Origin of the sequence: Ferrovibrio sp. MS7 (genome assembly GCF_038404985.1) — a bacterium.
In the GTDB taxonomy this organism is placed as follows: domain Bacteria; phylum Pseudomonadota; class Alphaproteobacteria; order Ferrovibrionales; family Ferrovibrionaceae; genus Ferrovibrio; species Ferrovibrio plantarum.
This window is the reverse complement of the sequence record NZ_JBBKBA010000001.1, coordinates 1,113,373-1,139,344: the sequence shown is the minus strand read 5'-3', so window position 1 is coordinate 1,139,344 and position 25,972 is coordinate 1,113,373. Positions and strand designations below refer to the sequence as shown.

General features: G+C 64.2%; 26 protein-coding genes. 10 read left to right on the top strand and 16 right to left on the bottom strand.

What is annotated here, in order from left to right; all coding sequences use genetic code 11:
* Positions 1–4: 4 nt before the first annotated feature.
* The 5 genes from soxZ to V6B08_RS05505 are packed head-to-tail and all read right to left on the bottom strand — an operon-like array spanning position 5 to position 3,874.
* Positions 5–325, bottom strand: a complete 321-nt coding sequence (gene soxZ, locus V6B08_RS05525) for a thiosulfate oxidation carrier complex protein SoxZ (RefSeq protein ID WP_341978727.1) — start codon at positions 323–325, stop codon at positions 5–7.
* Positions 326–329: 4 nt separating this feature from the next.
* Positions 330–770, bottom strand: a complete 441-nt coding sequence (locus tag V6B08_RS05520; RefSeq protein ID WP_341978726.1) for a SoxY-related AACIE arm protein — start codon at positions 768–770, stop codon at positions 330–332.
* Positions 771–773: 3 nt separating this feature from the next.
* Positions 774–1,181, bottom strand: a complete 408-nt coding sequence (soxX, locus tag V6B08_RS05515) for a sulfur oxidation c-type cytochrome SoxX (protein ID WP_341978725.1) — start codon at positions 1,179–1,181, stop codon at positions 774–776.
* Positions 1,182–1,223: 42 nt separating this feature from the next.
* Positions 1,224–3,413: a xanthine dehydrogenase family protein molybdopterin-binding subunit gene (locus tag V6B08_RS05510; protein ID WP_341978724.1), complete on the bottom strand. Its 2,190-nt coding sequence runs from the start codon at positions 3,411–3,413 to the stop codon at positions 1,224–1,226.
* Positions 3,414–3,427: 14 nt separating this feature from the next.
* Complete coding sequence (locus tag V6B08_RS05505; RefSeq protein ID WP_341978723.1) at positions 3,428–3,874, bottom strand: (2Fe-2S)-binding protein; 447 nt, start codon at positions 3,872–3,874, stop codon at positions 3,428–3,430.
* A gap of 247 nt (positions 3,875–4,121) precedes the next feature.
* Here V6B08_RS05505 and pyrC point away from each other — a divergent pair, with 247 nt between their 5' ends.
* Positions 4,122–5,156: a dihydroorotase gene (gene pyrC, locus V6B08_RS05500; protein ID WP_341978722.1), complete on the top strand. Its 1,035-nt coding sequence runs from the start codon at positions 4,122–4,124 to the stop codon at positions 5,154–5,156.
* Between the two features lie 113 nt (positions 5,157–5,269).
* On the opposite strand, the gene V6B08_RS05495 is transcribed toward pyrC, so the two are convergent.
* From V6B08_RS05495 to V6B08_RS05475, 5 genes are all read right to left on the bottom strand, one after another.
* Positions 5,270–6,448 carry an NAD(P)/FAD-dependent oxidoreductase gene (locus V6B08_RS05495; RefSeq protein WP_341978721.1) on the bottom strand — a complete coding sequence of 393 codons (1,179 nt, stop codon included), beginning with the start codon at positions 6,446–6,448 and terminating at the stop codon, positions 5,270–5,272.
* Positions 6,449–6,451: 3 nt separating this feature from the next.
* Positions 6,452–6,760 carry a putative quinol monooxygenase gene (locus tag V6B08_RS05490; RefSeq protein ID WP_341978720.1) on the bottom strand — a complete coding sequence of 103 codons (309 nt, stop codon included), beginning with the start codon at positions 6,758–6,760 and terminating at the stop codon, positions 6,452–6,454.
* Positions 6,761–6,824: 64 nt separating this feature from the next.
* Positions 6,825–8,027, bottom strand: coding sequence for an ABC transporter substrate-binding protein (locus V6B08_RS05485; protein WP_341978719.1), 1,203 nt, complete (start codon positions 8,025–8,027; stop codon positions 6,825–6,827).
* Between the two features lie 142 nt (positions 8,028–8,169).
* Positions 8,170–8,844: an SDR family oxidoreductase gene (locus V6B08_RS05480; RefSeq protein WP_341978718.1), complete on the bottom strand. Its 675-nt coding sequence runs from the start codon at positions 8,842–8,844 to the stop codon at positions 8,170–8,172.
* A gap of 8 nt (positions 8,845–8,852) precedes the next feature.
* Positions 8,853–9,290: a GlcG/HbpS family heme-binding protein gene (locus V6B08_RS05475; RefSeq protein ID WP_341978717.1), complete on the bottom strand. Its 438-nt coding sequence runs from the start codon at positions 9,288–9,290 to the stop codon at positions 8,853–8,855.
* Between the two features lie 204 nt (positions 9,291–9,494).
* Here V6B08_RS05475 and V6B08_RS05470 point away from each other — a divergent pair, with 204 nt between their 5' ends.
* From V6B08_RS05470 to V6B08_RS05460, 3 genes are read left to right on the top strand one after another with little or no spacing between them, the layout of a single operon-like run.
* Complete coding sequence (locus V6B08_RS05470; RefSeq protein ID WP_341978716.1) at positions 9,495–10,682, top strand: pyridoxal-phosphate-dependent aminotransferase family protein; 1,188 nt, start codon at positions 9,495–9,497, stop codon at positions 10,680–10,682.
* Between the two features lie 22 nt (positions 10,683–10,704).
* Positions 10,705–11,394 carry a GntR family transcriptional regulator gene (locus V6B08_RS05465; protein WP_341978715.1) on the top strand — a complete coding sequence of 230 codons (690 nt, stop codon included), beginning with the start codon at positions 10,705–10,707 and terminating at the stop codon, positions 11,392–11,394.
* Positions 11,395–11,405: 11 nt separating this feature from the next.
* Positions 11,406–14,435, top strand: a complete 3,030-nt coding sequence (locus tag V6B08_RS05460) for an FAD-binding and (Fe-S)-binding domain-containing protein (protein WP_341978714.1) — start codon at positions 11,406–11,408, stop codon at positions 14,433–14,435.
* A gap of 219 nt (positions 14,436–14,654) precedes the next feature.
* Here the strand turns inward: V6B08_RS05460 and V6B08_RS05455 are convergent, their stop codons facing one another.
* A complete protein-coding gene (locus V6B08_RS05455) occupies positions 14,655–16,796 on the bottom strand; it encodes a malate synthase G (RefSeq protein WP_341978713.1) in 2,142 nt (713 codons plus the stop codon).
* A 112-nt stretch (positions 16,797–16,908) separates the two neighbouring features.
* Between V6B08_RS05455 and V6B08_RS05450 the strand changes: the two genes are divergently transcribed.
* Positions 16,909–17,811, top strand: coding sequence for a LysR family transcriptional regulator (locus V6B08_RS05450; protein WP_341978712.1), 903 nt, complete (start codon positions 16,909–16,911; stop codon positions 17,809–17,811).
* A gap of 113 nt (positions 17,812–17,924) precedes the next feature.
* Here V6B08_RS05450 and V6B08_RS05445 read toward each other — a convergent pair whose 3' ends face one another.
* Positions 17,925–18,941: a sulfate ABC transporter substrate-binding protein gene (locus V6B08_RS05445; protein WP_341978711.1), complete on the bottom strand. Its 1,017-nt coding sequence runs from the start codon at positions 18,939–18,941 to the stop codon at positions 17,925–17,927.
* A 160-nt stretch (positions 18,942–19,101) separates the two neighbouring features.
* Between V6B08_RS05445 and V6B08_RS05440 the strand changes: the two genes are divergently transcribed.
* Positions 19,102–19,518, top strand: a complete 417-nt coding sequence (locus V6B08_RS05440; RefSeq protein ID WP_341978710.1) for a hypothetical protein — start codon at positions 19,102–19,104, stop codon at positions 19,516–19,518.
* Here the strand turns inward: V6B08_RS05440 and V6B08_RS05435 are convergent.
* Positions 19,509–20,543 (bottom strand): transcriptional regulator GcvA, encoded by a 1,035-nt coding sequence (locus V6B08_RS05435; RefSeq protein WP_341978709.1) that lies wholly within the window; start codon positions 20,541–20,543, stop codon positions 19,509–19,511. The genes V6B08_RS05440 and V6B08_RS05435 overlap by 10 nt on opposite strands.
* A 211-nt stretch (positions 20,544–20,754) precedes the next feature.
* On the opposite strand from V6B08_RS05435, the gene V6B08_RS05430 reads away from it, so the two are divergent.
* The 3 genes from V6B08_RS05430 to V6B08_RS05420 all read left to right on the top strand — a co-directional run bounded on the left by V6B08_RS05430 (position 20,755) and on the right by V6B08_RS05420 (position 23,801).
* Entirely contained in the window at positions 20,755–22,113 is a 1,359-nt protein-coding gene (locus tag V6B08_RS05430; protein ID WP_341978708.1) for an LLM class flavin-dependent oxidoreductase, read from the top strand.
* 47 nt (positions 22,114–22,160) lie between these two features.
* Positions 22,161–22,985, top strand: a complete 825-nt coding sequence (locus V6B08_RS05425) for an AraC family transcriptional regulator (RefSeq protein ID WP_341978707.1) — start codon at positions 22,161–22,163, stop codon at positions 22,983–22,985.
* Positions 22,986–23,072: 87 nt separating this feature from the next.
* A complete protein-coding gene (locus tag V6B08_RS05420; protein ID WP_341978706.1) occupies positions 23,073–23,801 on the top strand; it encodes an alanyl-tRNA editing protein in 729 nt (242 codons plus the stop codon).
* 11 nt (positions 23,802–23,812) lie between these two features.
* Here V6B08_RS05420 and V6B08_RS05415 read toward each other — a convergent pair whose 3' ends face one another.
* Entirely contained in the window at positions 23,813–24,145 is a 333-nt protein-coding gene (locus V6B08_RS05415; protein ID WP_341978705.1) for a YciI family protein, read from the bottom strand.
* Positions 24,146–24,305: 160 nt separating this feature from the next.
* Between V6B08_RS05415 and V6B08_RS05410 the strand changes: the two genes are divergently transcribed.
* Positions 24,306–24,617, top strand: a complete 312-nt coding sequence (locus tag V6B08_RS05410; protein ID WP_341978704.1) for an antibiotic biosynthesis monooxygenase family protein — start codon at positions 24,306–24,308, stop codon at positions 24,615–24,617.
* On the opposite strand, the gene V6B08_RS05405 is transcribed toward V6B08_RS05410, so the two are convergent.
* Together V6B08_RS05405 and V6B08_RS05400 are read right to left on the bottom strand one after the other, a co-directional pair.
* Complete coding sequence (locus V6B08_RS05405; RefSeq protein ID WP_341978703.1) at positions 24,593–25,492, bottom strand: sterol desaturase family protein; 900 nt, start codon at positions 25,490–25,492, stop codon at positions 24,593–24,595. The two genes, V6B08_RS05410 and V6B08_RS05405, sit on opposite strands and share 25 nt — an antisense overlap.
* Complete coding sequence (locus V6B08_RS05400) at positions 25,489–25,902, bottom strand: hypothetical protein (RefSeq protein WP_341978702.1); 414 nt, start codon at positions 25,900–25,902, stop codon at positions 25,489–25,491. Before V6B08_RS05400 ends, V6B08_RS05405 begins: the two co-directional genes overlap by 4 nt.
* Positions 25,903–25,972: the final 70 nt, after the last annotated feature.

Below are 25,972 nucleotides of genomic sequence, written 5' to 3'. Positions count from 1 at the left end.
CGCTTCATGTAACAGTGATCGCGATGGCCTCGGTCTGGCTGAAGCCGTTATCGCCTTCCCAGGTGAAGCTGAGCATGGCGCTTTCTGTTGCCACCGTGGTGAAGAAGATGAAGGGATTGGCGGCGATGGCCTGATGCATCTCGGCGTGGAACACCACCTCGCCGCCGTAATGGCAGGTGAAACGGCGGATGATGTCGCGCGGCGCCACCTGGCCATCGGGGCCGGGGCGGTAGCCGGTTTCCATCGGATGCGACACCAGGGTGCGGATCTCGAAGATCTCGCCCTTCTTCACATTGCGGGGAAAGTTGATCAGCGCGCGGGCCATAACCTCAACCCTCCACGCAGGCGGCGAGCGTGACGATGACATCGGCGCGGTCTGACCACACGCTGCCATCGCTCATCACCGCCAGGGCGGTGACCGCCTGCGAGGTGGCAAGCCGCATCCGCGTGGTGACGATGGCGCGGCCCGAGCGCGGCCCGAGATGGAACACCGCCACATGCGGCTGCGGATTGGCCTCGGTGAATAGCGCGAATTTCGCCACATGATCGGCTGCGGTCATCGGGCTGTCGGTAGTGAGCGTCACCGACACGCTGTTACCATTCTCGACCAGCGGCGAGATATCCAGCTTGATGCGGCCAGGCCGGATTGGCGCCTCGCCGACCAGGGCGCGGATCGCTTCCTGCATCGCCTGGGGTGTGGCCAGAGACGGCCGCACCAGCAACAGCGAGGCCGCGCCCGCCAGCACCATGCGCCGGTTCGCCTTCAGCATGGCCTACTCCCGTAACGTGGCCAGGAATGCCACCACATCCTCGATCTCCTGCGCCGTGAGTATCGGCTTGTCCTGCCAGGCCGCGCCGACCTGGCGCAAGCCCTCGATGCGATAATAGGATGGCATCAGCGAGTCCGGGTTCACCGCCCGGGAATCGGCGATACGCAACCGTAACTGCGCCACATTCCACCGCGCCCCCGCCCCGGCGAGGCTCGGCGCCAGACTGCCCTGGAAGCGCTCCTCGGCGAACGGCCCGCTATGGCAGAGCAGGCAGAGGCCCTTCTGCCGACTGACCACGATGGCGCGGCCACGTGTGGCATCGCCAACAAGCCCCGGCTCCAGCGGCTGGCGCAGTTCATCGGACTGCGCCAATGCCGGCTGGGCCAGCGCAGGAAAGCCCAGCAACGCCAAACAAAGAACCAGGAATCCGAACCGCTTTAGCGCCACGGCGCCTCAGGCGGATTTCAGATCGTGGTTCTTCAGCGGCAGACTGCGCACCCGCTTGCCGGTGGCGGCGAAGATCGCGTTCAGCACCGCCGGCGCCGCCACGGCGATGGTCGGTTCGCCGACGCCGCCCCAGAAACCGCCGGACGGAATCAGCACGCTCTCCACCTTCGGCATCTCGTCGATCCGCATCATCGGGTAGGTATCGAAATTTTCCTGCTCGATACGGCCCTTTGCCACGGTGCATTCGCCATGCAGCGCTGCCGTGAGGCCATAGACGAAGGAGCCTTCGATCTGCGCTTCGACCTGCTGCGGATTCACCACATGACCCGGATCGGTGGAGGCGACGATGCGATGCACCTTCACCTTGCCTTCCTTCGACACCGAGACCTCGGCGCAGGCGGCCACGTAAGCACCGAAGCCCATGCATTGCGCCAGCCCACGGAACACCCCGGCCGGCGCTGGTTTGCCCCAGCCGGCCTTTTCAGCCACCGCCTCCAGCACCGCGCGGTGCTTCGGGTGGTTGGCCATCAGCTTGCGGCGGAATTCCAGCGGGTCCTTGTTCGCGGCTTTCGCCAGCTCATCAATGAAGCATTCGAGATAGATGGTGTTCTGGTTCAGGTTCACCCCGCGCCAGAAGCCCGGTGGCACATGCGGGTTGCGCATGGCATGGTCGATCAGCAGGTTCGGGAAGCTGTAGCCGATGGAGGCTTCCGGCCCCGGCGGGTTGAGGCCCTGGAACACCACCGGATCGACGCCGTTGCGGATATTCTGCGGGAAGATGCCGGCAACGATGGACTGGCCGGAAATCCGCATATGCAGCGCCTGCACATCGCCATTGGCATCCAGCGACGCCGTCATCTTGCATTGCGTGACCGGATGATAGCGGCCATGCAGCATGTCTTCTTCGCGCGACCACAGGAGCTTCACTGGCACGCCCGGCATCTCCTTGGCGATGGCAACCGCCTGGCGCACCCAGTCATGCACCGCGCCGCGCCGGCCGAAGCCGCCGCCGAGATGCAGCTTGTAGACCTCGCATTTCGCCGGCGGCAGGCCGGAAGCTTCCGAGGCAGCAGCCAGTGCCGCCTCACCATTCTGCGTCGGTGTCCACACCTCGCAGAAATCCGGCGTCCACTTTGCCGTCGCGTTCATCGGCTCCATGGTGGCGTGATTCTGGAACGGATAGCCGTAGGTGGCGCTGACGATGCGGCCGCCCGCCGGGGCACCCTGCGCCAATACAGTCAGCGCCTCGCCGACCTTGTTGCCGACAGCGGCTTCCTTGGCCTCCAGGCCCTCGCGCAGCATGGCGGCAATGCTCTCGCTCGAGACATTGGCATGCTGGCCTTCGTCCCAGACGATGGCCATGTCATCCAGCGCGGTCTTGGCCCGCCACCAGGTATCGGCAATCACCGCCACGGCGGAATCGCCAACCTGGACGACTTTCTTCACACCCGGCTTCTTCATCGCCGCGGCCGCGTCGAAACTCTTCACCTTGCCGCCGAAGACCGGGCAATCCTTGATCGCGGCATTGAGCATGCCGGGCAGTTGCAGATCGGCGCCATAGACCTGCTTGCCGGTGAGCTTGTCCACCGTATCGAGGCGCTTCAGCGGCTTGCCGGCAATCTTCCAGTCCTTCGGGTCCTTGAGCGCCACATCGGTCGGCACCGGCAGCTTGCCGGCGGCGTCCGCGAGCTGGCCATAGCGCAGCGTGCGGCCCGAGGGGCGATGGGTGACGACGCTGTTGGCCGCCATGCATTCGGCCACCGGCACTTTCCATTGCTCGGCGGCGGCCTGCACCAGCATCATGCGGGCGGCGGCACCGCCCTTGCGCACATAATCATGCGACTCACGGATGCCTCTGCTGCCGCCGGTGGAGAAATTGCCCCAGGCTCGGTTGCGCGCCAGGTTCTGGCCCGGCGTCGGGTATTCCGTCGTCACCTTGGCCCAATTGCATTCCAGTTCCTCGGCGACGAGCTGCGCCAGGCCGGTGAGCGAGCCCTGGCCCATTTCCGAGCGGGCAATGCGGATCACCACGGTGTCGTCAGGCTTCACCACCACCCAGGCATTGATTTCCGGCGGGATGCTGCCCTGCGCCTGGGCTTCACCAAAGGGGATGTGAAAACCGAGCGTCAGCCCGGCGGTGGCGGCACCAGCAGTGGCGAGAAAACCACGGCGGGAGAGCGGCTTGAGTTCAGTCATGGTATGCCCTCCCCTTAGCCCGCGGCCGTCTTGATCGCGGCGCGGACGCGGTTATAGGTGCCGCAGCGGCAGATATTGGTGATCTCGTTGTCGATATCGGCGTCGGTCGGCTTCGGCGTTTTCGCCAGCAGCGCGGCGGCGGCCATGATCATGCCGCACTGGCAATAGCCGCATTGCGGCACATCCAGCGCCGCCCAGGCCTTCTGCACCGGATGCGAGCCATCGGGCGACAGGCCTTCGATGGTGACGATCTTCTGTTCTTCGGTGAAGGCCGAGGCCGGCATCGAGCAGGCGCGGACCGCCTCGCCATCCACATGCACGGTGCAGGCGCCGCATTGCGCCACGCCGCAGCCATACTTGGTGCCGGTGAGGCGCAGATGGTCGCGCAGCACCCAGAGCAGCGGGGTATCCTCCTCGGCCTGGAATTCCTGCAGCTTGCCATTCACGTTCAACTTCGCCATCGCCGTCCTCCTTGAAGGCTTCTCATGTCCTGAATTGGGGGCAAAGACGGCAGGCGATACCCGGCTGGGGCCTGCCGGCTGGAATAATGCGCTGATAAATTACCTTAACGTATTGCCCTGCCCCGCTGCCAGAGGCTTTGATGCAGTTACGAGCCGCAACAAGGTTCCGCGCCCTGGCAAGAGCGGGGCGTTTTTGCCAATATGCTGCGCCGATTCAGCGCCGCCACACAGCAGGAGAGACCAGGGCATGAGCAGTAACGATCTGGTGATCATCAAGCCGGATGACTGGCATGCCCATTTGCGTGATGGCGACGTGATGGCCACCGTGCTGCCACACACGGCGGCACAGTTCGGCCGCGCCATCGTGATGCCGAATCTGAAGCCGCCGGTGACCACGGTTGCCGCCGCTGAAGCCTATCGCCAGCGCATCCTGGCCGCCCTTCCTGCAAGCAGCAGCTTTCAGCCGCTGATGACCGCCTACCTCACCGACACGATCGACCCGGAAGAAATCCGTCGCGGCCATGAGGGCGGCGCCTGGGTAGCAGCCAAGCTTTACCCGGCCGGCGCCACCACCAATTCCGACCATGGCGTGACCAGCCTGGCGAAAATCCGCCCGGTGCTGGCGATGATGGAACGTATCGGCATGCCGCTTTTGGTGCATGGCGAAGTGACCGACCACGATGTCGATATCTTCGACCGCGAGAAGGTGTTCATCGACCGCACGCTGGCCCCGCTGCTGCAGGATTTTCCGGAACTGAAGGTGGTGCTGGAACACATCACCACCGCCGAAGCCGCCGATTTCGTGAAAGAGCGTGCACCGCAGCTTGCCGCCACGATCACGCCGCATCACCTGATCATCAACCGCACGGATATTTTTACCGGCGGCATCCGGCCGCATTTCTACTGCCTGCCGATTGCGAAGCGCGAGACGCACCGGCTGGCCTTGCGCCGGGCCGCCACCTCCGGCGATGCCTGCTATTTCCTCGGCACCGACACGGCGCCACATGCCGCCCATACCAAGGAAGCTGCCTGCGGCTGTGCCGGCATCTTCAATGCGCCGACTGCCATGCAATGCTACGCCCAGGTGTTCGATGAGGAAGGCGCGCTGGACCAGCTCGAAACCTTCGCCTCGCTGAACGGCCCGCGCTTCTATGGCCTGCCGGTGAACCAGGAAAAGATCACCCTGCGCAAGCAGGCGGCCAGTGTGCCCGCCGAAATCCCATTGGGCAGCGATCGTCTGGTGGTGTTCGGCAGCGAGAATCTCGGCTGGTCGCTGATTTGAGACTGACACATCCCTGCCTTGTCATCCCCGCGAAAGCGGGGATGCAATTTTATTCTAATGGGACTCTCGCTTTCGCGAGAGTGACAAAATTAGAAACGGGTATCGGGGTAGAGCTAGATAATATTCTTCTCGATGATCGGCTGGTTGTTGAGCAGCCGCTCCGGCCCCAATTCGCTTAAATCCAGGCTGCGATAGGCACCGAACAGGATCAGTTCGGCGATGCCACGCCCGGCGGCTGGCGATTGCTGCATGCCATGGCCGGAAAAGCCATTCGCCATCAGGAAATTGCCATGGCCCGGCACGAAGCCAATGATGGCATTATGGTCGAAATGATTCATGTCGTAATGCCCCGCCCAGGCATTGCTGAACTTGATCGCCTCGAAGGCCGGCACGCGATGCGCCAGCGCCGGCCACAGCACCTCTTCATAGAGGCCGTAATCGACTTCCAGTGATGCCTGCTGCTCGGGCGTATCGCTCATCCTTGGCGGCGGCCCGGCGATGAAGCCCGAGCCTTCGGCGCGGAACCAGACGCCGCTGGTATCGATCACCAGCGGGCAGGCCGGCAGGGTTTCCTTGCAGGTGAACACGAACACGCAATGACGCTCCGGCGCCAGCGGGAAATCCACCCCGGCTTTACCAAGAATGGCGGCGGCATGCGGCCCGGCGGCATTCACGGCAAAGCCGCAGGCAATCCGCTCGCCGCTATCAAGCAGCAAGGCCTCGACCTTGCCGGCGCTGATGTCCAGACCGCTGACACTGGCGGTGATGTAGTCGGCGCCGAGCGCGCGGGCCTTGTTGCGGAAGGCCTGCAGCAAGCCATAGCCATCGAACCAGCCTTCGTCGCGCAGGCCCAATGAGCCCAGCGCCAGGTCTTCCGTGTTGAGCCAGGGAAAGCGTTGCTGCAGCGCCGCCGGTTCCAGCAGGGCGATATCGGCGCCAGCCTGGCGCTGAATGGCATTGTTCTCGCGCAGCACCGGCACGCCGGCATCCGTGGCGAGATAGAGATAGCCCGGCTCGGTGAGGCCGAGATGTGGCATTTCGCCATCGACGCTCAAGTACTCATTGGCGCGGCGCAGGAAGTCGATGCCGAAACGCGAGATGGCGATATTCACCGGGGTGGAGAATTGCTGCCGGATCGAGGAGGCGGAAAGCGCCGAGGAGGCCGTGCGGTAGGTCGGATCGCGCTCGATCACCGCCACCGAGAGGGCGGGATCGAGCGTTTTCAAGTGATAGGCGACGGACGAACCGATCACCCCGCCGCCGATGATGGCGACGTCATACCGCCGCGTCATGCCTCAGGCCGCACCCAGCACATGAATGGCGCGGTTGGCGATCAGGTCCTTGGCCTTGAGGCTGTATTCCTTCATATGCGGGGCGACCGCATGGGCGCGCAGATGCTCGATGCTGGCCCATTTCTCGATCACCACGAAGCTGTCTTCGCCGAAGCGGGCCTGGGCCGGGCCGATGGCATCGATATCGACGGCGGCGCCGTATTCGATGCAGCCGTCTTCCGCCAGCACGGCCGGCACATTGGCGCGGAACAGGTCAAGCAAAGCGGCGCGCTGGCCCGGCTTGGCGGTGATGACGGCGATAACGTGAATCATGGGTTTCCTCCGGTTGGCGCGCCGATGCTAACCAACCGGAAGACACCTGACTACAGCTTGGTGACTACAGCTTGCAGCCGCTTTCGGCCACCGTGAAGAAGGCCTGGTCGCCCGGGATGGTGGCGAGCTTCTTGTAATAATCCCAGGGCTTCTTGCTCTCGGACGGCTTCTTCACCTCGAACAGGTACATGTCATGCACCATGCGGCCATTCGGCAGCACCTTGCCGCCCTGGCCGAAGAAATCATCCACCGGCAACTGCTTCAGCTTGGCCGAGACAGCGGCGGCATCCTTGCTGCCCGCCGCCTTTACCGCCTTGAGGTAGGACAGCGTGGCCGAGTATGTGCCGGCCTGGATCATGTTCGGCATGCGGCCGGTGCGCTTCATGAAGCGTTCGCCGAATTCCCGCGACTTGTCGTCATTGTCCCAGTAATAGCCCTCCGTCACCACCAGGCCCTGGCCGGATTGCAGGCCGAGGCCATGCACTTCCGCCAGCGTGGTGAGCAGGCCGGCGAGCTTCTGGCCGCCAGCGGTGATGCCGAATTCGGCGGCCTGCTTGATCGAGTTCACCGTATCGGCGCCGGCATTGGCCAGCCCCACCACCTTGGCCTTGGAGGATTGCGCCTGCAGCAGGAAGGAGGCGAAGTCGGTGGCGTTCAGCGGATGCTTCACGGCGCCGAACACCTTGCCGCCCGAGGCGGTGACGATCTTCGAGGTATCTTCCTCGAGCTGGTAGCCGAAGGCGTAGTCGGCGGTGAGGAAGAACCAGGTATCGCCGCCTTCCTTGGTCAAGGCGCCGCCGGTGCCCACCGCCAGCGCGCGGGTATCATAGGCCCAGTGGAAGCCGAACGGATGGCAGGCATCGCCGGTAAGACGTGAAGTGGCCGCGCCGACCACGATATCGACCTTGCCCTTCTGCTTGGAAAGTTCATGCACCGCCAGCGCCACCGAGGAGGTGGTGAGTTCGGTGATCATGTCGACGCCGTCGATATCGTACCATTGCCGGGCGATGTTGGAGCCGACATCGGGCTTGTTCTGATGGTCCGCGGCGATCAGTTCGATCTTGCCACCGAGCACGCTGCCGCCGAAATCCTCGATCGCCATGCGCGCGGCTTCCACCGACCATTTGCCGCCGTAATCGGCATAGACGCCGGACTGATCGTTAAGCACGCCGATCTTCACGCCCTGCGCCAGGCTCGGCGCGGAAATGGCGGTGGTGGCAAGAGCGAATGCGGCAAACAGGCCGCGCTTGAGCGCAGGCGAGGGCATGTTTTCCTCCGGGATTATCGTTGCATTGTCATGGGGATGAAACCCATGATTGGCGTATCACGCAGGCCGCGCACGCGTCAGGTAAAATTAGGATTATCAATTCGCGGTGCGATACTACCGCCGCATTGCGGCGGCAGCGCGATCAGCGCGGTGCCCAACCGCCACAGACCGGGAAAATCTGACCGACGAAACAATTCGCCGCATCACTGCAGAGATAGGCGGCGAAGCTCGCATCCTCGCGCGGCGACACCAGCCGGCCCAGCGGCACCTCGCGCTTCAGCCGCTCCTGGAAGCGCGGATTCTGCTGTACGCTTTCGGGGAAATAGGTCGGGTTGTCGACGAAGTTCTGTGCAATGGCGTTGACCTGTACATTCTGTGCCGCCACTTCCACGCCGAGCGCCTGGATGTAAGCAAGCTGCGCGCCGCGCGCCGCGCTGTAGGTGGAGGCATTGCGCATGCCGCGCAAAGCCGAGGCGCTGCCCATCAGCAAGATCTTGCCCGCGCGCCGCGCCAGCATCTGCGGCAGCACGGCGCGGCAGAGACGGGGCAGCGGATCGACCATATGGGCAAACGCCTCGCGCCATTCTTCCTCGCCGACCTGCGCTGCCGGCGTTGCGGGCGCCGGGATCGCCAGATTGGCGACCAGCACATCAATGTCGCCAGCAGAAGCCACCAGTTCCGCCGGCAAGGCCGGATCGGCCAGCGCGCGGTCATCGGCGATCACCGTGGCGCCCTGTTCGCGGAACACCGCGCAGAGCATCGGCCCCATGAAAGTGTCCGCCTGGGTGATCAGGATTCGCTTGCCCTCCAGGATCATAGCAGGCCTCAATCGACGCCGGGATCGCCAACCAGGCCCGCCGCCTGGATGCCGGCCAAGGCCGCCGCCTCGTCGTTGTCGGAGGTGTCGCCAGAGATGCCGACGGCGCCGAGCAGGACACCGGCCTTGTCGCGGATCAGTACGCCGCCCGGCACCGGGATCAGCGCCCCGCCAACCACATGGCTGACGGCGGCGATGAAGTAATCCTGCTCCTTGGCGCGCTTGCAGATCGAGCGCGAGCCGATGCCCAGCGCCAGGGCGCCAGAGGCCTTGCCCTGCGCCACTTCGGCCCGTTTCAGGCTGGTGCCGTCTTCCGCCGCAAAGGCTTTCAGCGCACCGCGCGTATCCAGCACCGCCACGGCCAGCGGCTTCAGGCTGGCGCCCCGGGCATGGGACAGCGCGGTATCGACAATGATGCGGGCGGCGGCAAGGCTCAGATCGGTCATGCGGTTGGCTCCCTTCTCTATCGCTTGCCGCAGGCTAGCATGGGGCCGGGGGGCCTAGGCAATTTGCATGCATTTTATCCACAGGCTTTGTATTTTTTACATTTAGGCGATTTGACCAAACTCATTTTTGCATTCATTATGCATTTTAGCCGGGGCAGGACACTTCGGCGCTCATGCCGAAAACAACAAAAAAGAGATCCCGCCATGGCAAGCAACGCAGCCCGCAAGGCCGGCCGCCATTTTCTGCAGATTCCCGGCCCGACCCCGGTGCCCGACCGCATCCTGCGGGCCATGGACATGCCGACCATCGACCATCGCGGTCCCGACTTCCAGAAGCTGGGCAAGCGGGTGCTGGACGGCATCAAGACCGTGTTCAAGACAGCCAGCCCGGTGATCATCTACCCGGCTTCCGGCACCGGCGCCTGGGAAGCCGCGCTGGCCAATGCGCTCTCGCCCGGCGACCGCGTGCTGATGTTCGAGACCGGCCATTTCGCCACGCTGTGGAAGAACATGGCCGGCAAGCTCGGCCTGGAGGCCGAGTTCATCGCCTCCGACTGGCGCACCGGTGCCGATCCGCAGGCGATAGAGGCACGGCTGCGCGAGGACAAGGCACACACCATCAAGGCGGTCTGCGTCGTGCATAACGAGACCTCGACCGGCTGCGTCTCGCCGATTGCCGCGATCCGCAAGGCCATCGACGCGGCGAAGCATCCTGCCCTGCTGATGGTGGACACGATTTCATCGCTCGCCTCGATTGACTACCGCCATGACGAATGGGGTGTCGATGTCACCATCTCCGGCTCGCAGAAGGGCCTGATGCTGCCGCCCGGCCTGTCGTTCAATGCGCTTTCCGACAAGGCGCTGGCGGCGGCCAAGGCCTCGAAGATGCCGAAACTGTTCTGGGCCTGGGAGGACATGCTGCCGCATAACGCCCGCGGCTTCTTCCCCTACACGCCCGGCACCAACCTGCTCTACGGCCTGGCCGAAGCCATCGACATGCTGCACGAGGAAGGGCTTGAGAATGTCTTCGCCCGCCATGACCGCCATGCCGAGGCGACGCGCCGCGCCGTCACCGCCTGGGGCCTGGAAATTCTCTGCCGCAAGCCTGAGGATTATTCCTCCTCGCTCACCGCCGTTCTGCTGCCCGAGGGACTGAATGCCGACGATTTCCGCGAAGTGGCGCTGAACAGCTTCGACATTTCGCTCGGCACCGGGCTTGGCAAGGTGACCGGCCGGGTTTTCCGCATCGGCCATCTCGGCGATACCAACGACCTCACCATCCTCGGCGCACTAGCCGGCGTGGAAATGGCGTTGGGCGTGGCGAAGATTCCGCATAACAAGGGCGGCGTGCAGGCCGCGATGGATTTCCTCGCCAGCCGCGCCGCCGCCTGACCCAGCATACGGGAGCATCGCCATGGCAGACATCGTCGAGATCACCCGCCTCGGCCTGCATGACCAGGTGGCGGCACGGCTGCGCACCATGCTGGTGGAGGGATTGATCCAGCCTGGCGCCAAGCTGAACGAGCGCGAACTCTGCGAAAAGCTTGGCGTGTCGCGCACGCCGTTGCGCGAGGCGATCAAGCTGCTTGCCGCCGAGGGGCTGGTGGACCTGCTGCCCAATCGCGGCGCCATCGCGGTGAAGCTGACCGAAGACGATGTGATCAACACCTTCGAGCTGTTGGCGACGCTGGAAGGCATGGCCGGCGAACTCGCCGCCGAGCGCATCACCGATGCAGAGCTCAGCGAGCTGCGCGCATTGCAGTATGAGATGATGGCCTGCTATGCGCGCCGCGACCTTTCCGGCTATTACCGCATCAATGCGCGAATTCATGCCGCGATCAACAACGCGGCGCGTAATCCGGTTCTGACCAATACCTACCGCGCCATCAATGCGCGCGTGCAGTCGTTGCGCTTCCGCACCAACCAGAATGAGGCGAAGTGGGCGGAAGCCGTGCGCGAGCATGAGCAGATGGTGGAAGCCCTGAGCCGCCGCGATGCCCCGGCCATGCGGCAATTGCTGATGCAGCATCTGCGGCGCAAGCGCGATGCGGTGCTGGAATTGCTGCGCGCCGGTGAAATCTATCCTCTCTCTGCCAAGGCTTGATCCGCCCCGTCATGTCTGCCGCCCCACAGACCCATACCGATACCAGCCACCTGCTTGAACGCCGCCTGCGTGCCGAGACCGAGGGCGAGGTGATGTTCGACCTCGCCTCGCGCGGCCGCTACGCCACCGATGCCTCGATCTACCAGGCGTTTCCCATCGGTGTGCTGGTGCCGAAATCGGAGCGCGATGTCACGGTGGCCATCGACATTGCCCGCGACATGAAGCTGCCAATCCTGGCGCGCGGCGGCGGCACTAGCCAATGCGGCCAGACCACCAGCGGCACCGCCCTGGTGATCGACAATTCGAAATACCTGCGCGACATCCTGGAGCTGGATACCTCGCGCCGCCGCGTCACCGTGCAGCCCGGCATGGTGCTGGACCACCTCAATGCCGCGCTCAAGAAACATGGCCTGTGGTATCCGGTGGATGTCTCGACCTCGGCGCAGGCGACGCTGGGTGGCATGGCCGGCAACAATTCCTGCGGTTCGCGCTCCATAGCCTATGGCAACATGGTGCATAACGTGCACGGCCTGTCGGCATGGCTCTCGGATGGCAGCGCCGTGGATTTCGGCCCGCTACCCAACTTGAGCGGCAAGGCACGCGACATTGCATTGTTCGTCGAGGCGCTGGCGCGCAGCCATGCCGGCGAGATCGCGGCGAATTTCCCGAAGGTGATGCGCCGTGTCGCCGGCTACAATCTCGACATCTTCGACTGTCAGAGCGAGCGGCCCTACACCACCGACAACAGCGTCAACCTGGCGCATCTGCTGGTCGGTTCGGAAGGCACGCTGGCCTATACGCGCAGCCTGACGCTCAATCTTTCCGACCTGCCGCGCGCCAAGGTGCTGGGTGTGGTGAATTTCCCCACCTTCCGCGCCGCCATGGAAGCCGCGCAGCATATCGTGAAGCTGGGACCGACGGCGGTGGAGCTGGTCGACCGCACCATGATCGAACTGGCGCTGGCCAATCCGGCTTTCCGCCCGACGATGCAGACCGCGCTGATCGGCCAGCCGGCAGCAATCCTGCTGGTGGAATTCTCCGGCGAGAGCGGCGCGCCTTTGCTGCCGAAGCTGCGCCAGCTTGTCGAACTGATGGGCGATCTCGGCCTGCCGGGCAGCGTAGTGGAAATGCCCGACGAGGCCCGGCAGAAGAATCTGTGGGAGGTGCGCAAGGCCGGCCTCAACATCATGATGAGCCTGAAGGGCGACGGCAAGCCGGTGAGCTTCATCGAGGATTGCGCGGTGCCGCTGGAGCATCTGGCCGATTACACCGACGCGCTGACCGAGGTTTTCGCCCGCCATGGCACGCGCGGCACCTGGTATGCCCATGCTTCCGTCGGCACGCTGCATGTGCGTCCGATCCTGGACATGCGCCGCGCCGGCGCCGAAGGCGGCGCCGCGAAGATGCGCGCCATCGCCGAGGAAGCCGCCGCCCTGGTGCGCAAGTACAAGGGCGCCTATAGCGGCGAGCATGGCGACGGCCTGTGCCGCGGCGAATGGATCGAGTGGCAGTTCGGCCCGAAACTGAACGATGCTTTCCGCGCCATCAAGCAACAGCTTGATCCGCTGAACCTGTTCAATCCGGGCAAGATCATCGATCCGCCAAAGATGGATGACGGCGCGCTGTTCCGCTTCCCGCCGCCGGGCAGCCCACGGCCTTATCAGCGCCTGCCGCTGAAGACCAATCTCGATTGGTCGGACTGGAATGTGCAGAACGATCCGGTCACCGAGGCGACCACAGCACCGGGTACCGGCGGCGATGTCACCGGCGGCTTCGCCATGGCCGTCGAGATGTGCAACAACAACGGCCATTGCCGCAAATTCGATGCCGGCACCATGTGCCCGAGCTACCGCGTCACCCGCGACGAGCAGCATCTGACGCGCGGCCGCGCCAACACCTTGCGGTTGGCACTATCGGGCCAGCTTGGCCCCGATGCCTTCACTAGCGAGGCGATGGCGGAGAGCCTGGACCTCTGCGTCTCCTGCAAGGGCTGCAAGCGCGACTGTCCGACCGGCGTCGACATGGCGAAGATGAAGCTGGAATTCCAGAGCCATTACAAGGCGCGCCACGGCTTCACCCTGAAGGACCGGCTGATCGCGCATCTGCCGGATTATGCCGGTACCATGAGCCGCCTGCCCTGGCTGGCGAATCTGCGTGACAGGCTACCGGGTGCCGCCTGGGCCTCGGAAAAACTGCTCGGCTTTTCTGCCCGGCGCAGCCTGCCGCGCTGGCGCAGCGACACCTTCTGGCAAGGCCGCGACCAGGCACTCTATGCCGATGCCGCGAAGACGCTCGCGGCACCGAAAGCCGCCGTGCTGTTCGTTGATACCTTCAATGGCTATTTCGAGGCCGAGAATGGCCATGCCGCCGCCCGCGTGCTGCATCATGCCGGTTATGCCGTGCATGTGGTCGAGAAGTCCGGTGGGCAGCATTGCTGCGGGCGGACCTATCTCAGCGCCGGCATGATCGATCAGGCGCGCGAAAAGGTCTCGGCGCTGATCGACGCGCTGCTGCCTTTCGCGACAGCCGGCATCGCCATTGTCGGACTTGAGCCTTCCTGCCTGCTCACCTTGCGCGACGAAGCGCTGTCGCTCGGGCTGGGCGAGAAGGCCAAAACGGTAGCCGCGAAGGCGCTGCTGCTGGAGGAATTCTTGAGCGCGGAAGCCAAGGCTGGCCGTTTCGCCCCGAAGCTCAAGAGCGTGGAACAGCCGATCCTGCTGCATGGCCATTGCCATCAGAAGGCGTTCGGCGCCGTGCCGCCGATCCTGGATGTGCTGAAACTGATCCCCGGTGCCAAGCCGGAACTGATCGACTCATCCTGCTGCGGCATGGCCGGCAGCTTCGGCTTTGAAGCCAAGCATTATGACGTGTCGATGCAGATGGCGGAGCTGAGCCTGCTGCCGGCCATCCGCAAGGCGCCGGAAGCGATTCTCGTCGCGGACGGCACAAGCTGCCGCCACCAGATCGCCGATGGCACGCGCGGCGACTGGTCACGGCACGCGATCCATGTCGCGCGCCTGCTCGAAAGCCTGCTGGATTAGGCCAGCATCGGCGTTTTTACGCGCCCGCCTGAAATCCTCGGGTCAAGCCCGAGGATGACGTTGATATTTAACAGTCGTCATCGCCGGACTTGATCCGGCGATCTCATGCCAAGTGGATAAACATGCCCGGATCACTGTAAGCGCGGGAACGCAAGGCGTTCCTGGGCGCGCAGAGCCGAAGGGTCTCGGCGGGCATGACGCGCTTTGTACGATCAGGCCCTACCCCTGTGCCTTCACCTTCTGGCGGAAGGCGTGCAGCAGCGGCTCGGTATAGCCGTTGGGCTGCTGCATGCCCTCGAAGACCAGGGCGCGAGCGGCCTGAAACGCCAGGCTGGCGGCCGGATTCACCGCCATCGGGCGATAGGCGGCATCGCCGGCATTCTGCGCATCGACCTTGGCCGCCATGCGCTTGAATGAGTCTTCAATCTGCTCAGCCGTGCAGATGCCATGCAGCAGCCAGTTGGCCATATGCTGCGAGGAAATGCGCAAGGTCGCGCGGTCTTCCATCAGGCCGATATCGTGGATATCGGGCACCTTGGAGCAGCCGACGCCCTGATCTACCCAGCGCACCACATAGCCGAGAATGCCTTGGGCGTTGTTGTCGAGTTCGTCCTTCACATCCTGCTCGGAAAAATTCTGCCCCGTGGCCAGCGGCAGGGTGAGCAGGTCGGCCAGCGCGGGCACCGGCTGTTTCGCCACTTCGGCCTGGCGCGCGAACACATCGACGATGTGGTAATGCGTCGCATGCAGCGTCGCGGCGGTCGGACTCGGCACCCAGGCGGTGTTGGCGCCAGTGCGCGGATGGCCGATCTTCTGTTCCAGCATGTCGGCCATGCGGTCGGGCGCCGCCCACATGCCCTTGCCGATCTGCGCCTTGCCGGAAAGGCCGCAGGCGATGCCGATGGCGACATTGCGCGCCTCATAGGCATTGATCCAGGCGCTGGAGCGCATCTGCGCCTTGCGCACCATCGGGCCAGCCAGCATCGAGGTGTGCATCTCATCGCCGGTGCGGTCGAGGAAGCCGGTGTTGATGAACACGATGCGGTACTGCACGGCGGCAATGCAGGCCGCCAGATTGGCTGAAGTGCGGCGCTCCTCATCCATCACGCCGACCTTCACGGTATGGCGTGCCAGGCCGAGCAGGTCTTCGATGGCATCGAACAGCCGGTTGGTGAAGGCGCATTCCTCCGGCCCGTGCATCTTCGGCTTGACGATATAGACCGAGCCGGCACGGCTGTTGGTGAACTTGCCCCGGCGCTTGAGGTCGTGGATCGCGATCAGGCTGGTGACGATGCCATCCAGGATGCCTTCCGGCACTTCACTGCCATCGGGCAGGTGGATCGCCGGGTTGGTCATCAGGTGGCCGACATTGCGCACGAACAGCAGTGAGCGGCCCGGCAGGGTCAGCGGCTTGCCATCCGGTGCGCTATAGGTGCGGTCGGCTTCCAGCGCGCGGGTCATGGTCTTGCCGCCCTTCTCGAAGCTGGCTTCGAGATTGCCCTGCATCAGCCCGAGCCAGTTGCCATAGGCCTCCACCTTGTCCTCGGCATCCACGGCGGCGATCGAGTCTTCCAGATCGACGATGGTGGTGAGCGCGGCCTCAAGGATCACATCGGCGAGGCCGGCCGGGTCGCCCTTGCCGATCGAATGCGTGCGGTCGAGCACCAGTTCGATATGCAGGCCGTTATGCTTCAGCAGTATGGCGGAAGGATTGGCGGCATCTCCGCGATAGCCGGCGAAGGCGGCCGGGTTCTGCAATGCCGGCTTGAGCTGGCCGTTCGACACCGACCAGCCGGCAACATCAGCATGGCTGCCCTCGGCCAACGGCACCGCGACATCCAGGAAAGCCTTGGCCTTCTGGATCACCTTGGCGCCGCGCACCGGGTCATAGCCCTTCTTCTCATCCGGCTCGTGCGGAATCGCATCGGTGCCGTAATAGGCATCATAGAGGCTGCCCCAGCGCGCATTGGCAGCGTTGAGCAGGAAGCGCGCATTCAGCACCGGCACCACGAGCTGCGGCCCGGCCATGGTGGCGATTTCGACATCGACGTTTTCGGTGGCGATCTTGAACGGCGCCGGCTCAGGCACCAGGTAGCCGATCTCGCGCAGGAAGGCTTCATAGGCCACCGCATCATGCTTCTGGCCCTGGCGTGCCTTGTGCCAGCCGTCGATCTTGGCCTGAAGGCTGTCGCGCTTGGCCAGCAGGGCGCGATTCTCGGGCGCGAAGCGCGCCAAGATCTCGGCGGTGCCGCGCCAGAAGGCATCGGCGTTCAGCCCGGTGCCCGGCAGAGCCTTGTCCTCGATGAAGCGGGCAAGCGAGGCTGCCACTTTCAGCCCGGCGCGGTCGACGATCTGGCTCATCTGCATTTTCCTCTGGCAAGAATCGCTGTTCGGCAAGCAGCATAGCCAGGGATGCATTATTGCAAAAGACGGCAATAATTGAATACAGTCGTTCTTGTAGAGAAAGAATGGCATGGACCGCGAATATCAGCTTTTCGCCGAGGTGATCGAGCGCGGCAGCCTGGCTGCCGCCGGGCGGGCGTTGAATCTCTCCCCCGCCATGGTGTCGAAGCGCATCGCCCGGCTGGAGGAACGGCTCGGCGCCACGCTGCTGCACCGCACGACACGCAAGCTCGCCACCACGGAGGCCGGCCAGCGTTTCTACGAGCGCGTGGTGGCGATCCTCGCCGCCTCGCGGGAAGCGGAAAATCTGGTCGCCGATATCGCCGGCGATCCGGCCGGGCGGCTGCGCCTCACCGCACCGACCTCGTTCGGCCGCCTGCATGTGGCGCCGCATCTCAAGCCCTTCCTCGACCGCTGGCCGAAGCTGCAGGTGGAGCTGGACCTATCGGATGCCTATGTCGACCTGGTGGCCGAACGCATCGACCTGGCGATCCGCGTCTCGGCCCAGGTGGAGGGCGGCCTGGTCGGGCATCGGCTGGCACCGAACCGCCGCGTGCTCTGCGCTTCGCCAGGCTATCTCGCCGAATTCGGCGCCCCGGCGAAGCTCAAGGACCTCAGCCGCCACCGCCTACTTGCCGCCGAAGGGCAACTGCCCTGGCGCCTGCAGGGCCGTCATGGCCCGGTGAGTGTCGGCGGCGCCAGTTTCCTGCGCACCAATTCCAGCGAGGTGGTGCGCGAACTGGCGCTGGCGGGCTTGGGCATCGCGCTGCGCTCGACCTGGGATATCGGGCCGGACCTGCGCGCCGGGCGGCTGCACGTGGTGCTGCCGGATTATCCCGGTGCGACGGACGTGAATATCTTCGCGGTGCATCCAGCGGGCAATTTCGTGCCGGCCGGCGTGGCGCAGTTCATCGCCCATCTGCGCGCACTCTACGGCCCCGAACCCTATTGGGACCGCAAGCTGCAAAAGTAATCTTAAAAAAAGCGAGGGGCCAAAAAGCGAGGGGACCGACCCGCCCCGGCCGATCCCCTCTTTTCCCGCAGCGGCAAGCAGCAGCCGGCGCGAGTTAACTGAAAAGCCTGGGACTACGAACCGGGCTTGTAGATCTGGTCGAACACGCCGCCATCGCCGAAATGCTCCGGCTGCGCCTTGCTCCAGCCGCCGAACACGTCGTCGATGGTGAACAGACTGACCTTGGCAAAGGTCGCGGCATGCTTGTCGGCAACTTCCTTCAGGCGCGGACGGTAGTAATGCTTGGCCGCGATTTCCTGGCCTTCCTTGCTATAGAGGAAGTTCAGGTAGCTTTCGGCCAGGGCGCGGGTGCCACGCTTGTCCACTACCTTGTCGACCACGGCCACCGGCGGTTCGGCCAGGATCGAAACGCTCGGCGTCACGATCTCGAACTTGTCCTTGCCGAGTTCGTTGATGGCGAGATGGGCCTCGTTCTCCCAGCTCAGGAACACATCGCCGAGGCCGCGCTGCACGAAGGTGATGGTGGCGCCGCGCGCACCAGTATCCAGCACCGGCACATTCTTGTAGAGCGCCTGCACGAACTTGCGGGCCTCTTCCTTGCTGCCGGTCTTCTTCTCGGCATAGCCCCAGGCGGCGAGGTAGTTCCAGCGCGCGCCGCCCGAAGTCTTCGGGTTCGGCGTGATCACCTTCACGTCGGAACGGATCAGGTCGTCCCAGTCCTTGATCGCCTTGGGATTGCCCTTGCGCACCAGGAACACGATGGTGGAGGTGTAGGGCGAGGCATTGTCGGGGAATTTCTTCGCCCAGTCCTTCGCCACCAGGCCATGCTGCGCCACGGCGTCGATGTCATAGGCCAAAGCCAGGGTGAGCACGTCGGCATCCAGGCCGTCGATCACCGAACGCGCCTGCTTGCCGGAGCCGCCATGGCTCTGGTTGATTGTCAGCTTCAGGTTCGGGTTCGCCTTGATGAAGGCAGCGTTGATGTCCTGGTAGATCTCGCGGGTGGGATCGTAGGAGACATTGAGCAGGGTAGTCTGCGCGGTTGCCGCCTGCGGTGCGCCGGCAACGGCCAGTCCGAGGCCCAGCGCCCCCAGGCCGAAAGCAAGGGATTTCAATGACGTATGGAACATGGGGGACGATCTCCTAGACGTTGGGTCTGACATCCAAGCTAGGGCATCGGGGTAATTTTACATAATGAATTAGATTTGGCTTATTATTTACAAAAGTTTGGTATATTTAAATTAAATACCCACTATATTTTAGTTAATTAATTTGATCTGAGGATATGCCATGGCGTTCAGCATTCATCCACTTGCCGGTTTCGGCGCCGAACTGCGCGGCCCCAGCCTGCGCCGCCGCCTCGACGACATCACGCTGGCGAGCCTGCTGGATGAATGGCAGCGCCACCGTCTGCTGCTGCTGCCCGACCAGGCTTTGAGCGAGCGCGAGCGCCTCGCCTTCGCCGCCCAGCTTGGCGAGACCGGGCAGGCTGACAGCAACGTGCCGGTCGCCCACCTGCTGCATGCCGCGCATCCCGGCAATGCTATCGAATTCGTGCATCGCGGCGTCACGCTGCACCATGTCTGGCGCAGCGGCGATCTGGTGCTGCTGAGTGATGACGTGCAGAGCCGCAGCTTTTCGGCCAGCGGTGAGCTGGGCCTGCGACGGATTTACTCTGCCTGGGAACGCCTCGCGGCTTATGCCTGAACCGCTTCGGCAGCGACCGGCGGCGTCACTTCGGCGCGCAGCCAGTCGATGAAGGCCGTCACCTTCGGCAAAGCCACCTTGCGCTCCGGCCCGACGATGTAATAGGCGAAATCCAGCGGCGTGGCATCGCCGAACAGCCGCACCAGGCGGCCGCTGGCGAGATCGCTTTCGGCCAGCGTTGCCTTGGCGAGCGCAATGCCCTTGCCATGGATCGCCGCTTCCAGCACCAGGCTCGATTGCGTGAAACGCAGGCCGCTTTTCGACGCGGCATCGCCAAGGCCGGCGGCGCGGAACCACATCTGCCAGGTCGGGCAGGACTGGTCGTCATCCGGGCTGTCGTCATGCAGCAGCACCTGATTCTGCAGGTCGGCCGGCGTCTTGATGCGGTCCAGCAGGTCAGGGCTGCAAACCGGGAAGATGGCCTCCGGCAGCAGGCGCTCGACCACCAGGCCGGGATAGCGGCCCGAGCCGTAGCGGATCGCCAGGTCGACATCGTCGGTGGCGAAATCGGCAAGCTGGTTCGAGGCCGAGACGCGGATATCGATGCCCGGCTGCTGATCCTGGAAACGATCAAGCCGCGGCACCAGCCATTTCACCGCGAAGGATGGCGCGACGCTGACCGTCAGGATGCCGGCCTGGCCGAAGCTGTCGATCTGGTTCACCGCGCTGGTCAGGCGCTCGAAACCATCGCGGATGCCAGGCAAGCAGGCCTGGCCGGCATCGGTGAGGAAGATGTTGCGGCCCGAGCGGCGGAACAGCGGCACACCGAGATGTTCTTCCAGGGTGCGGATCTGGTGGCTGACGGCAGCCGGCGTGACGCAGAGTTCGTCGGCGGCGCGGGCCAGACTGAGATGGCGGGCCACGACTTCGAAGGTACGCAGCGCGCCCAACGGCGGCAGGCGGCGCTTCGGCGCCGCACGCGCCGCCGCCGAGGGCACCGGCACGCGAAGCGATTTCAAATTATGCCCCGTCAAATTCTGGGCTGGCCGCGAAGCCAGGGCGGAGCGGCTGGTGATCTGGTTCATCGGAGTCTCTCGGCCAATACCTTGGGCGGCCTCGCGGGAGGCGGTCTGAAAAGGATAATTTCACATATGAAAGTATAATTCTACATGTAAATTACAATATGACTGTTAAATATAAAATTGGACATTTTTATTTTGTTATAAATTCCATCCTATCTCCTATCTGCCCGAACCAGCTAGACTTTTTCGAAGTTATCCGAGACTGGGCCGCGCCATGAAGCAAATCCGCCTCAATGCTTTCGACATGAGCTGCGTCGGCCATATCGGCCATGGCTTATGGACCCATCCGCGTGACCAGTCCTGGCGCTATACCGACCTGGATTACTGGACCGGCCTCGCCCGCACGCTGGAGCGCGGCCTGTTCGACGGCCTGTTCCTGGCCGATGTGGTCGGCGTCTACGATGTCTATGGCTCAAGCCCGGAAGCCGCCTTGCGCAACGCCGCCCAGGTGCCGGTGAACGATCCCCTGCTGCTGGTGCCAGCGATGGCGCAGGCGACACAGCACCTAAGTTTCGGCGTCACCTGCAATGTCAGCTACGAACAGCCCTATCTGTTCGCGCGGCGGATGTCGACGCTGGATCATCTGAGCCGGGGCCGCATCGCCTGGAACATCGTCACCGGCTATCTCGATTCCGCCGCCCGCGCCATGGGCCAGCCAGCCCTGCCGGCGCATGACTCGCGCTACGACATGGCCGATGATTTCATGGAGGTGGTCTACAAGCTGTGGGAAGGCAGTTGGCAGGAAGATGCCGTGCGCCGAGACCGCGCCAGCGGCATCTACGCCGATCCGGCGCGCGTGCATGAAATCCACCATGACGGGCCGCATTTCAAATCCCAGGGCGTGCACCTCGCCGAACCCTCGCCCCAGCGCACGCCGGTGCTGTATCAGGCCGGCTCGTCGGCGCGCGGCCGCGCATTCGCCGCCCAGCACGCGGAATGCATCTTCGTTGCCGGCAATGCCAAGGCCACGGTGGCCGAGACGGTGCGCGATGTGCGTGCCCGTGCCGCAGCCCGGGGCCGCGATCCCGCTGACATCCTGGCCTTCATCAGTGCCTGCGTGGTGGTGGCACCGACGGAGGCCGAGGCCCGCGAGAAGGCAGCGGAGTATGCACGGCACCGGAGCCTGGAAGGCGGTCTGGTGCATATGGCCGGCGGCACCGGCATCGACTATGCGGGCATCGGCTGGGATGAACCGATCAGCACCAGCCAGACCAACGCGATGCAATCCTCGCTCGACTCCCTGACCAAGAAGGGTACGGCTGCCTTCACCAAGCGACACCTGGCGGAGCAATACGGCATCGGCGGCCGCACCCAGCCGATCATCGGCGATCCTGGCCAGGTGGCCGATGCGATGATTGCCTGGATGACCGAAACCGATATCGACGGCTTCAACCTGTCGCGCACCGTGATGCCGGAATGCATCGAGGATTTTGTCGACTTGGTGGTGCCGGAATTGCAGGCACGCGGTGTCTATAAGCGCGAATACCGGCCGGGTTCCTATCGCGCCAAGCTGCGGGACGACCGCCTGGCCCGCCTGCCCGCCAGCCACCCGGCAGCCCAATACCGGCGTTAAGCGTAAACTTCGTTGACGGCGCCGCCCCGGCGGGGATAGTGGAAGCCATGCCGAGGCAGGACCCCCATAACCGTGCGGAATACTGGCGCGACCAGCGCGTGCCGGGCCTTACCCTGATGCAGGCCGCTTTCACGACCCAGGAATACGCGCCGCATGCCCATGACGCGCTGGTGGTGGCGGTGACCGAGGCTGGCGGCTCGGAAGTGAAAAGCCGCGGCCAGGTGCAGCAGGCCCAGCCCAACAGCCTGTTCGTGTTCAATCCGGCCGAGCCGCATGCCGGCTGGATGGGCTGGAGTTCGCTGTGGCGCTACCGCTCGCTCTATCTCACGCAATCGGCGCTCGACGTGGTGGCTGAGGGGCTGGGCCTGGAACGGCTGCCCTATTTCACCGAGAACCGCGTCGATGATCCGCAATTGATCGACGGCTTCCTCAACCTGCACCGCGCCCTGGCAGCCTCCACCGATGCCTTGCAGGAAGAGGAATTGCTGCAGGCGAGTTTCGGCCGCCTGTTCCTGCGCCATGGCAGCGGCGCCCGGCGGCCCGACCTGCCGGGCCGCGACCGCCGCCTGCTCCAGCGCGTCACCGATCTGATGCAGGAACGCTATGGCGAGGCACTGAAGCTGGATGAACTCGGCCAGGCCGCCGGCCTGCGCAAGGCGCAGCTTATCGCGCTGTTCAACCGCTGCACCGGCATGGGGCCGCATGCCTATCTCAACCAGGTGCGGCTGCGCGCCGCCTGCCAGCATCTCAAGGCCGGCGCACCGCTGGCTGACGTGGCGGCGGCCTGCGGCTTCTACGATCAGAGCGCGCTGAACCGCAACTTCAAGCGCGCCTACGGCATCACCCCGCTGCAATACGCCCAAGCTGCATAAGCTGGCGGCATAAGCTGGCCTGAACTTTTTACCAATACGCCCGGCCTCCGCCCGCCTAGTCTCGGCGCTCAAGCTGACGAGGACGGCATGCATCTCTATTGCCATGATCACCCCCATACCCTGACGCTCACCACCGAAGTGGTGGAAGCCGCGCCCGGTCGCGTGCGGCTGCGCGAGACGCCGTTCTATCCCGGCGGCGGCGGACAATTGCCGGATCGTGGCGCGCTGCGCGCCGGTGCTGGCGATATCGGCGTCCTTGGCTTCGAGGTGGTGGATGGCCAGCTCTGGCATCTGCTGGCGGACCCGGTGGAATTATCCGGCCAGGTGGAAGCCGCTGTGAATCCGAATTTCCGCCAGATGATGCGCGAGATGCACACCGCCACCCATATCCTCAACGCGCTGGTGTTCCAGAGTTTCGACGGCGCGCTGGTGACGGGTGTGCAGATGAACGATGACGGCACGGCGCGGATGGATTTCGATCTGCCGGAAGCCGACAATGACCGCCTGCGCGCGCTGGAAGCGCCGATCAATGACGTGATCGCGCAGCAGATCCGCGTCAACTGCACCTACATTCCGTTCGAGGAAGCGCGGGCCGTGCCGGGGCTGATCCGCAGCCGCTCGGTGGCACCGCCGCCGACGGAAGATGGCCGCGTGCGCATCGTCGATATCACCGGGCTGGACCGCCAGGCCTGCGGCGGCACCCATCTCGACAATACCGGCGACACCCGCGCGGTGAAGATCCTCAAGATCGACAACAAGGGCCGCCATAACCGTCGCGTGCGGCTCGGCCTCGTCGGATTAGGCCCGCTGGCTTAGACGCCAAAACCTCAAGCCGCTGTCGCCGCCTTCTGTTTCGCGATCTCGGCGGCCAATGCACCGGGCTGCATTTCCGGCACGATCCAGCGGGTTTCGTGAATCTGCACGGACTCGAACACCGGCTCGCGGAAATACGGGTCCTGCGCCAGATGCTTGTCCAGCGCGGCGCGGTCGGGGAAATCCAGGATCATCAGGCTGCCGGCCGGTTTGCCGGTTTCATCCAGCAGCGGCCCGCCGAAGCGGAACAGATGCTGCTTGTCGGCGATGAATTCGAGATGCTCGGCGCGGAATTTCTGCCGCATGGCGCTGCCGGGATGATCCTTGGCGATGACGACGAAGAACATGGCTTCCTCCTGATCTTTTGGGCCACAGCATAGCCCCGCAGGCACGGCTGTATTGGAAAATCGCCCGTCTCAAAATTCCCCATGGCGATTTGCCACCGGTCTATTTGCCAATACAAGGCGCCCGTTTTGCCTTTCCATACCCAGGACTAAGGAGTGCATCATGCCGATTGCCCGCATCTGGCGCGGCTGGGCCACGCCCGGCAACGCGCCGCTTTACGAACATCACTTCAATGCCAGCGTGCGCGCCCATCTCAAGGCGCTGGCTGGCTTCCAGGGCTGCCAATTGCTGCGCCGCCTGCTGCCCAGCGGCGAGGTGGAACTGGTCACCACCACCTACTGGGAGTCGCTGTCAAACATCCATGCCTTCGCCGGCAGTGACATATCGCGTGCCGTGGTGGAACCGGCGGCGCAAGCGGTATTGTTGCGCTACCAGGAAGAGGTCGAGCATTACACCGTGCTGGTCGGTCTCTGAGCCAGGGCCTCGGCACGGATGACATCCGCCGTGCGACCACCCTCCGGACTCCAGCCTGGCGGGCCGAAGACATAGCCGAACCGTGCGCGCCAGCTTTTTGCCTGCATGACATCACGACCGATCTCGATCCATTCATGGAAGGCGACGATCAGCGGATTGAAGCGGCCGAGATTCTTCACGATGCCATAGCGGCAAGGTTCCTCGTCGCGCTCCGGCGCGAAGGTGCCGAACAGCTTGTCCCAGATGATAAATATGCCGGCGTAGTTGCGGTCGAGATATTCAGGATTGGTCGCATGGTGCACGCGGTGATGCGATGGCGTGTTGAACACGGCCTCGAACCAGGCCGGCAGGCGCCTGATCTGTTCGGTGTGAATCCAGAATTGATAGACCAGGCTGATACCCTTCTGGAAAATGATGAGCGCCGGCGGAAAACCGATCAGCGCCAGCGGCAGCCACAATACCCAGGTCAGCGCCAGGTTGCCGGTCCAGGTCTGCCGCAGCGCCGTGGAGAGATTGTAATGCTGCGAGGAATGGTGGTTCACATGCGCCGCCCACCAGACGCGATGTTCGTGGCTCAGGCGATGGAACCAGTAGTAGACGAAATCCTCCGCGAACAGCAAAGCCAGCCAGGTCCAAGGGTTCAGCGGCAGATCGAACAACCGGAAAGCATGCACTGATTCCAGGCTGGCCCAGATCAGGCCACCGAAGGCGATGCCCTGCACCAGGTTGATCAGCCCCATGGTGAGCGAGGTGGCGGTATCGCGCAGCTCATAGGCATCCTGCCGCCGCAGCCTGGCGACCAGCACTTCCATCGCCGCCAGCGCAATGAAGGCGGGAATCGCGAACACCACTGGATCGGGAAGAGTGCCCATCATGGCAGGCGCTCCGACCAGGCCTGCGCTTCCGCTTGCGGCAGCAGCAAGGCGAGGCGCAGGGAAGCCGGCCCCTTGGTGACGAGTTCCAGCCGGGCAGTACCGTCGCTCCCCGCCTTAAGGTGATGCGACGCGATATCGGCGGGCTTGAGCAGGCGGGCGGCAAGCCTGGCGCCAACCGGCAGCACCAGGGCGAGCCGGCCTGCGGCATCCATGGCAATGGCGCCCGAGCCATCCCGGCTCAAGGCAATTTCGCTGGCCTGGAACCCGGTTTCCGGCTGCGCCAGCAGGCCGCGCGCGGTTGCCGCATCCGCCAGCAATGCCCGGCGGCGCCCGCCGGTGAGCCAGACCAGCACCAGGATCAGGGCGATGCCGCAGAGCGGCAGCAGCGGGTTGATGGGCAGTTCCTCCATGTCCCGATTATGGCAAAGTCGAGGCTTTTCGTATACTTGGCCGCTGCACCGGGGGCGTCTACTTGGCGAG

Excerpts from the sequence above, each read along its gene's own strand:
- V6B08_RS05410 (WP_341978704.1), top strand. The coding sequence starts at position 24,306 with ATGCCGATTGCCCGCATCTGGCGCGGCTGGGCCACGCCCGGCAACGCG.
- V6B08_RS05430 (WP_341978708.1), top strand. The coding sequence starts at position 20,755 with ATGAAGCAAATCCGCCTCAATGCTTTCGACATGAGCTGCGTCGGCCAT.
- V6B08_RS05480 (WP_341978718.1), bottom strand. The coding sequence starts at position 8,844 with ATGATCCTGGAGGGCAAGCGAATCCTGATCACCCAGGCGGACACTTTC.
- V6B08_RS05435 (WP_341978709.1), bottom strand. The coding sequence starts at position 20,543 with ATGAACCAGATCACCAGCCGCTCCGCCCTGGCTTCGCGGCCAGCCCAG.
- V6B08_RS05415 (WP_341978705.1), bottom strand. The coding sequence starts at position 24,145 with ATGTTCTTCGTCGTCATCGCCAAGGATCATCCCGGCAGCGCCATGCGG.
- V6B08_RS05495 (WP_341978721.1), bottom strand. The coding sequence starts at position 6,448 with ATGACGCGGCGGTATGACGTCGCCATCATCGGCGGCGGGGTGATCGGT.
- V6B08_RS05520 (WP_341978726.1), bottom strand. The coding sequence starts at position 770 with ATGCTGAAGGCGAACCGGCGCATGGTGCTGGCGGGCGCGGCCTCGCTG.
- V6B08_RS05425 (WP_341978707.1), top strand. The coding sequence starts at position 22,161 with ATGCCGAGGCAGGACCCCCATAACCGTGCGGAATACTGGCGCGACCAG.
- V6B08_RS05475 (WP_341978717.1), bottom strand. The coding sequence starts at position 9,290 with ATGACCGATCTGAGCCTTGCCGCCGCCCGCATCATTGTCGATACCGCG.
- V6B08_RS05505 (WP_341978723.1), bottom strand. The coding sequence starts at position 3,874 with ATGGCGAAGTTGAACGTGAATGGCAAGCTGCAGGAATTCCAGGCCGAG.
- V6B08_RS05460 (WP_341978714.1), top strand. The coding sequence starts at position 11,406 with ATGTCTGCCGCCCCACAGACCCATACCGATACCAGCCACCTGCTTGAA.
- V6B08_RS05450 (WP_341978712.1), top strand. The coding sequence starts at position 16,909 with ATGGACCGCGAATATCAGCTTTTCGCCGAGGTGATCGAGCGCGGCAGC.
- pyrC (WP_341978722.1), top strand. The coding sequence starts at position 4,122 with ATGAGCAGTAACGATCTGGTGATCATCAAGCCGGATGACTGGCATGCC.
- V6B08_RS05400 (WP_341978702.1), bottom strand. The coding sequence starts at position 25,902 with ATGGAGGAACTGCCCATCAACCCGCTGCTGCCGCTCTGCGGCATCGCC.
- soxZ (WP_341978727.1), bottom strand. The coding sequence starts at position 325 with ATGGCCCGCGCGCTGATCAACTTTCCCCGCAATGTGAAGAAGGGCGAG.
- V6B08_RS05405 (WP_341978703.1), bottom strand. The coding sequence starts at position 25,492 with ATGATGGGCACTCTTCCCGATCCAGTGGTGTTCGCGATTCCCGCCTTC.
- V6B08_RS05445 (WP_341978711.1), bottom strand. The coding sequence starts at position 18,941 with ATGTTCCATACGTCATTGAAATCCCTTGCTTTCGGCCTGGGGGCGCTG.
- V6B08_RS05485 (WP_341978719.1), bottom strand. The coding sequence starts at position 8,027 with ATGCCCTCGCCTGCGCTCAAGCGCGGCCTGTTTGCCGCATTCGCTCTT.
- V6B08_RS05490 (WP_341978720.1), bottom strand. The coding sequence starts at position 6,760 with ATGATTCACGTTATCGCCGTCATCACCGCCAAGCCGGGCCAGCGCGCC.
- V6B08_RS05420 (WP_341978706.1), top strand. The coding sequence starts at position 23,073 with ATGCATCTCTATTGCCATGATCACCCCCATACCCTGACGCTCACCACC.
- V6B08_RS05510 (WP_341978724.1), bottom strand. The coding sequence starts at position 3,413 with ATGACTGAACTCAAGCCGCTCTCCCGCCGTGGTTTTCTCGCCACTGCT.
- V6B08_RS05440 (WP_341978710.1), top strand. The coding sequence starts at position 19,102 with ATGGCGTTCAGCATTCATCCACTTGCCGGTTTCGGCGCCGAACTGCGC.
- V6B08_RS05465 (WP_341978715.1), top strand. The coding sequence starts at position 10,705 with ATGGCAGACATCGTCGAGATCACCCGCCTCGGCCTGCATGACCAGGTG.
- V6B08_RS05470 (WP_341978716.1), top strand. The coding sequence starts at position 9,495 with ATGGCAAGCAACGCAGCCCGCAAGGCCGGCCGCCATTTTCTGCAGATT.
- V6B08_RS05455 (WP_341978713.1), bottom strand. The coding sequence starts at position 16,796 with ATGAGCCAGATCGTCGACCGCGCCGGGCTGAAAGTGGCAGCCTCGCTT.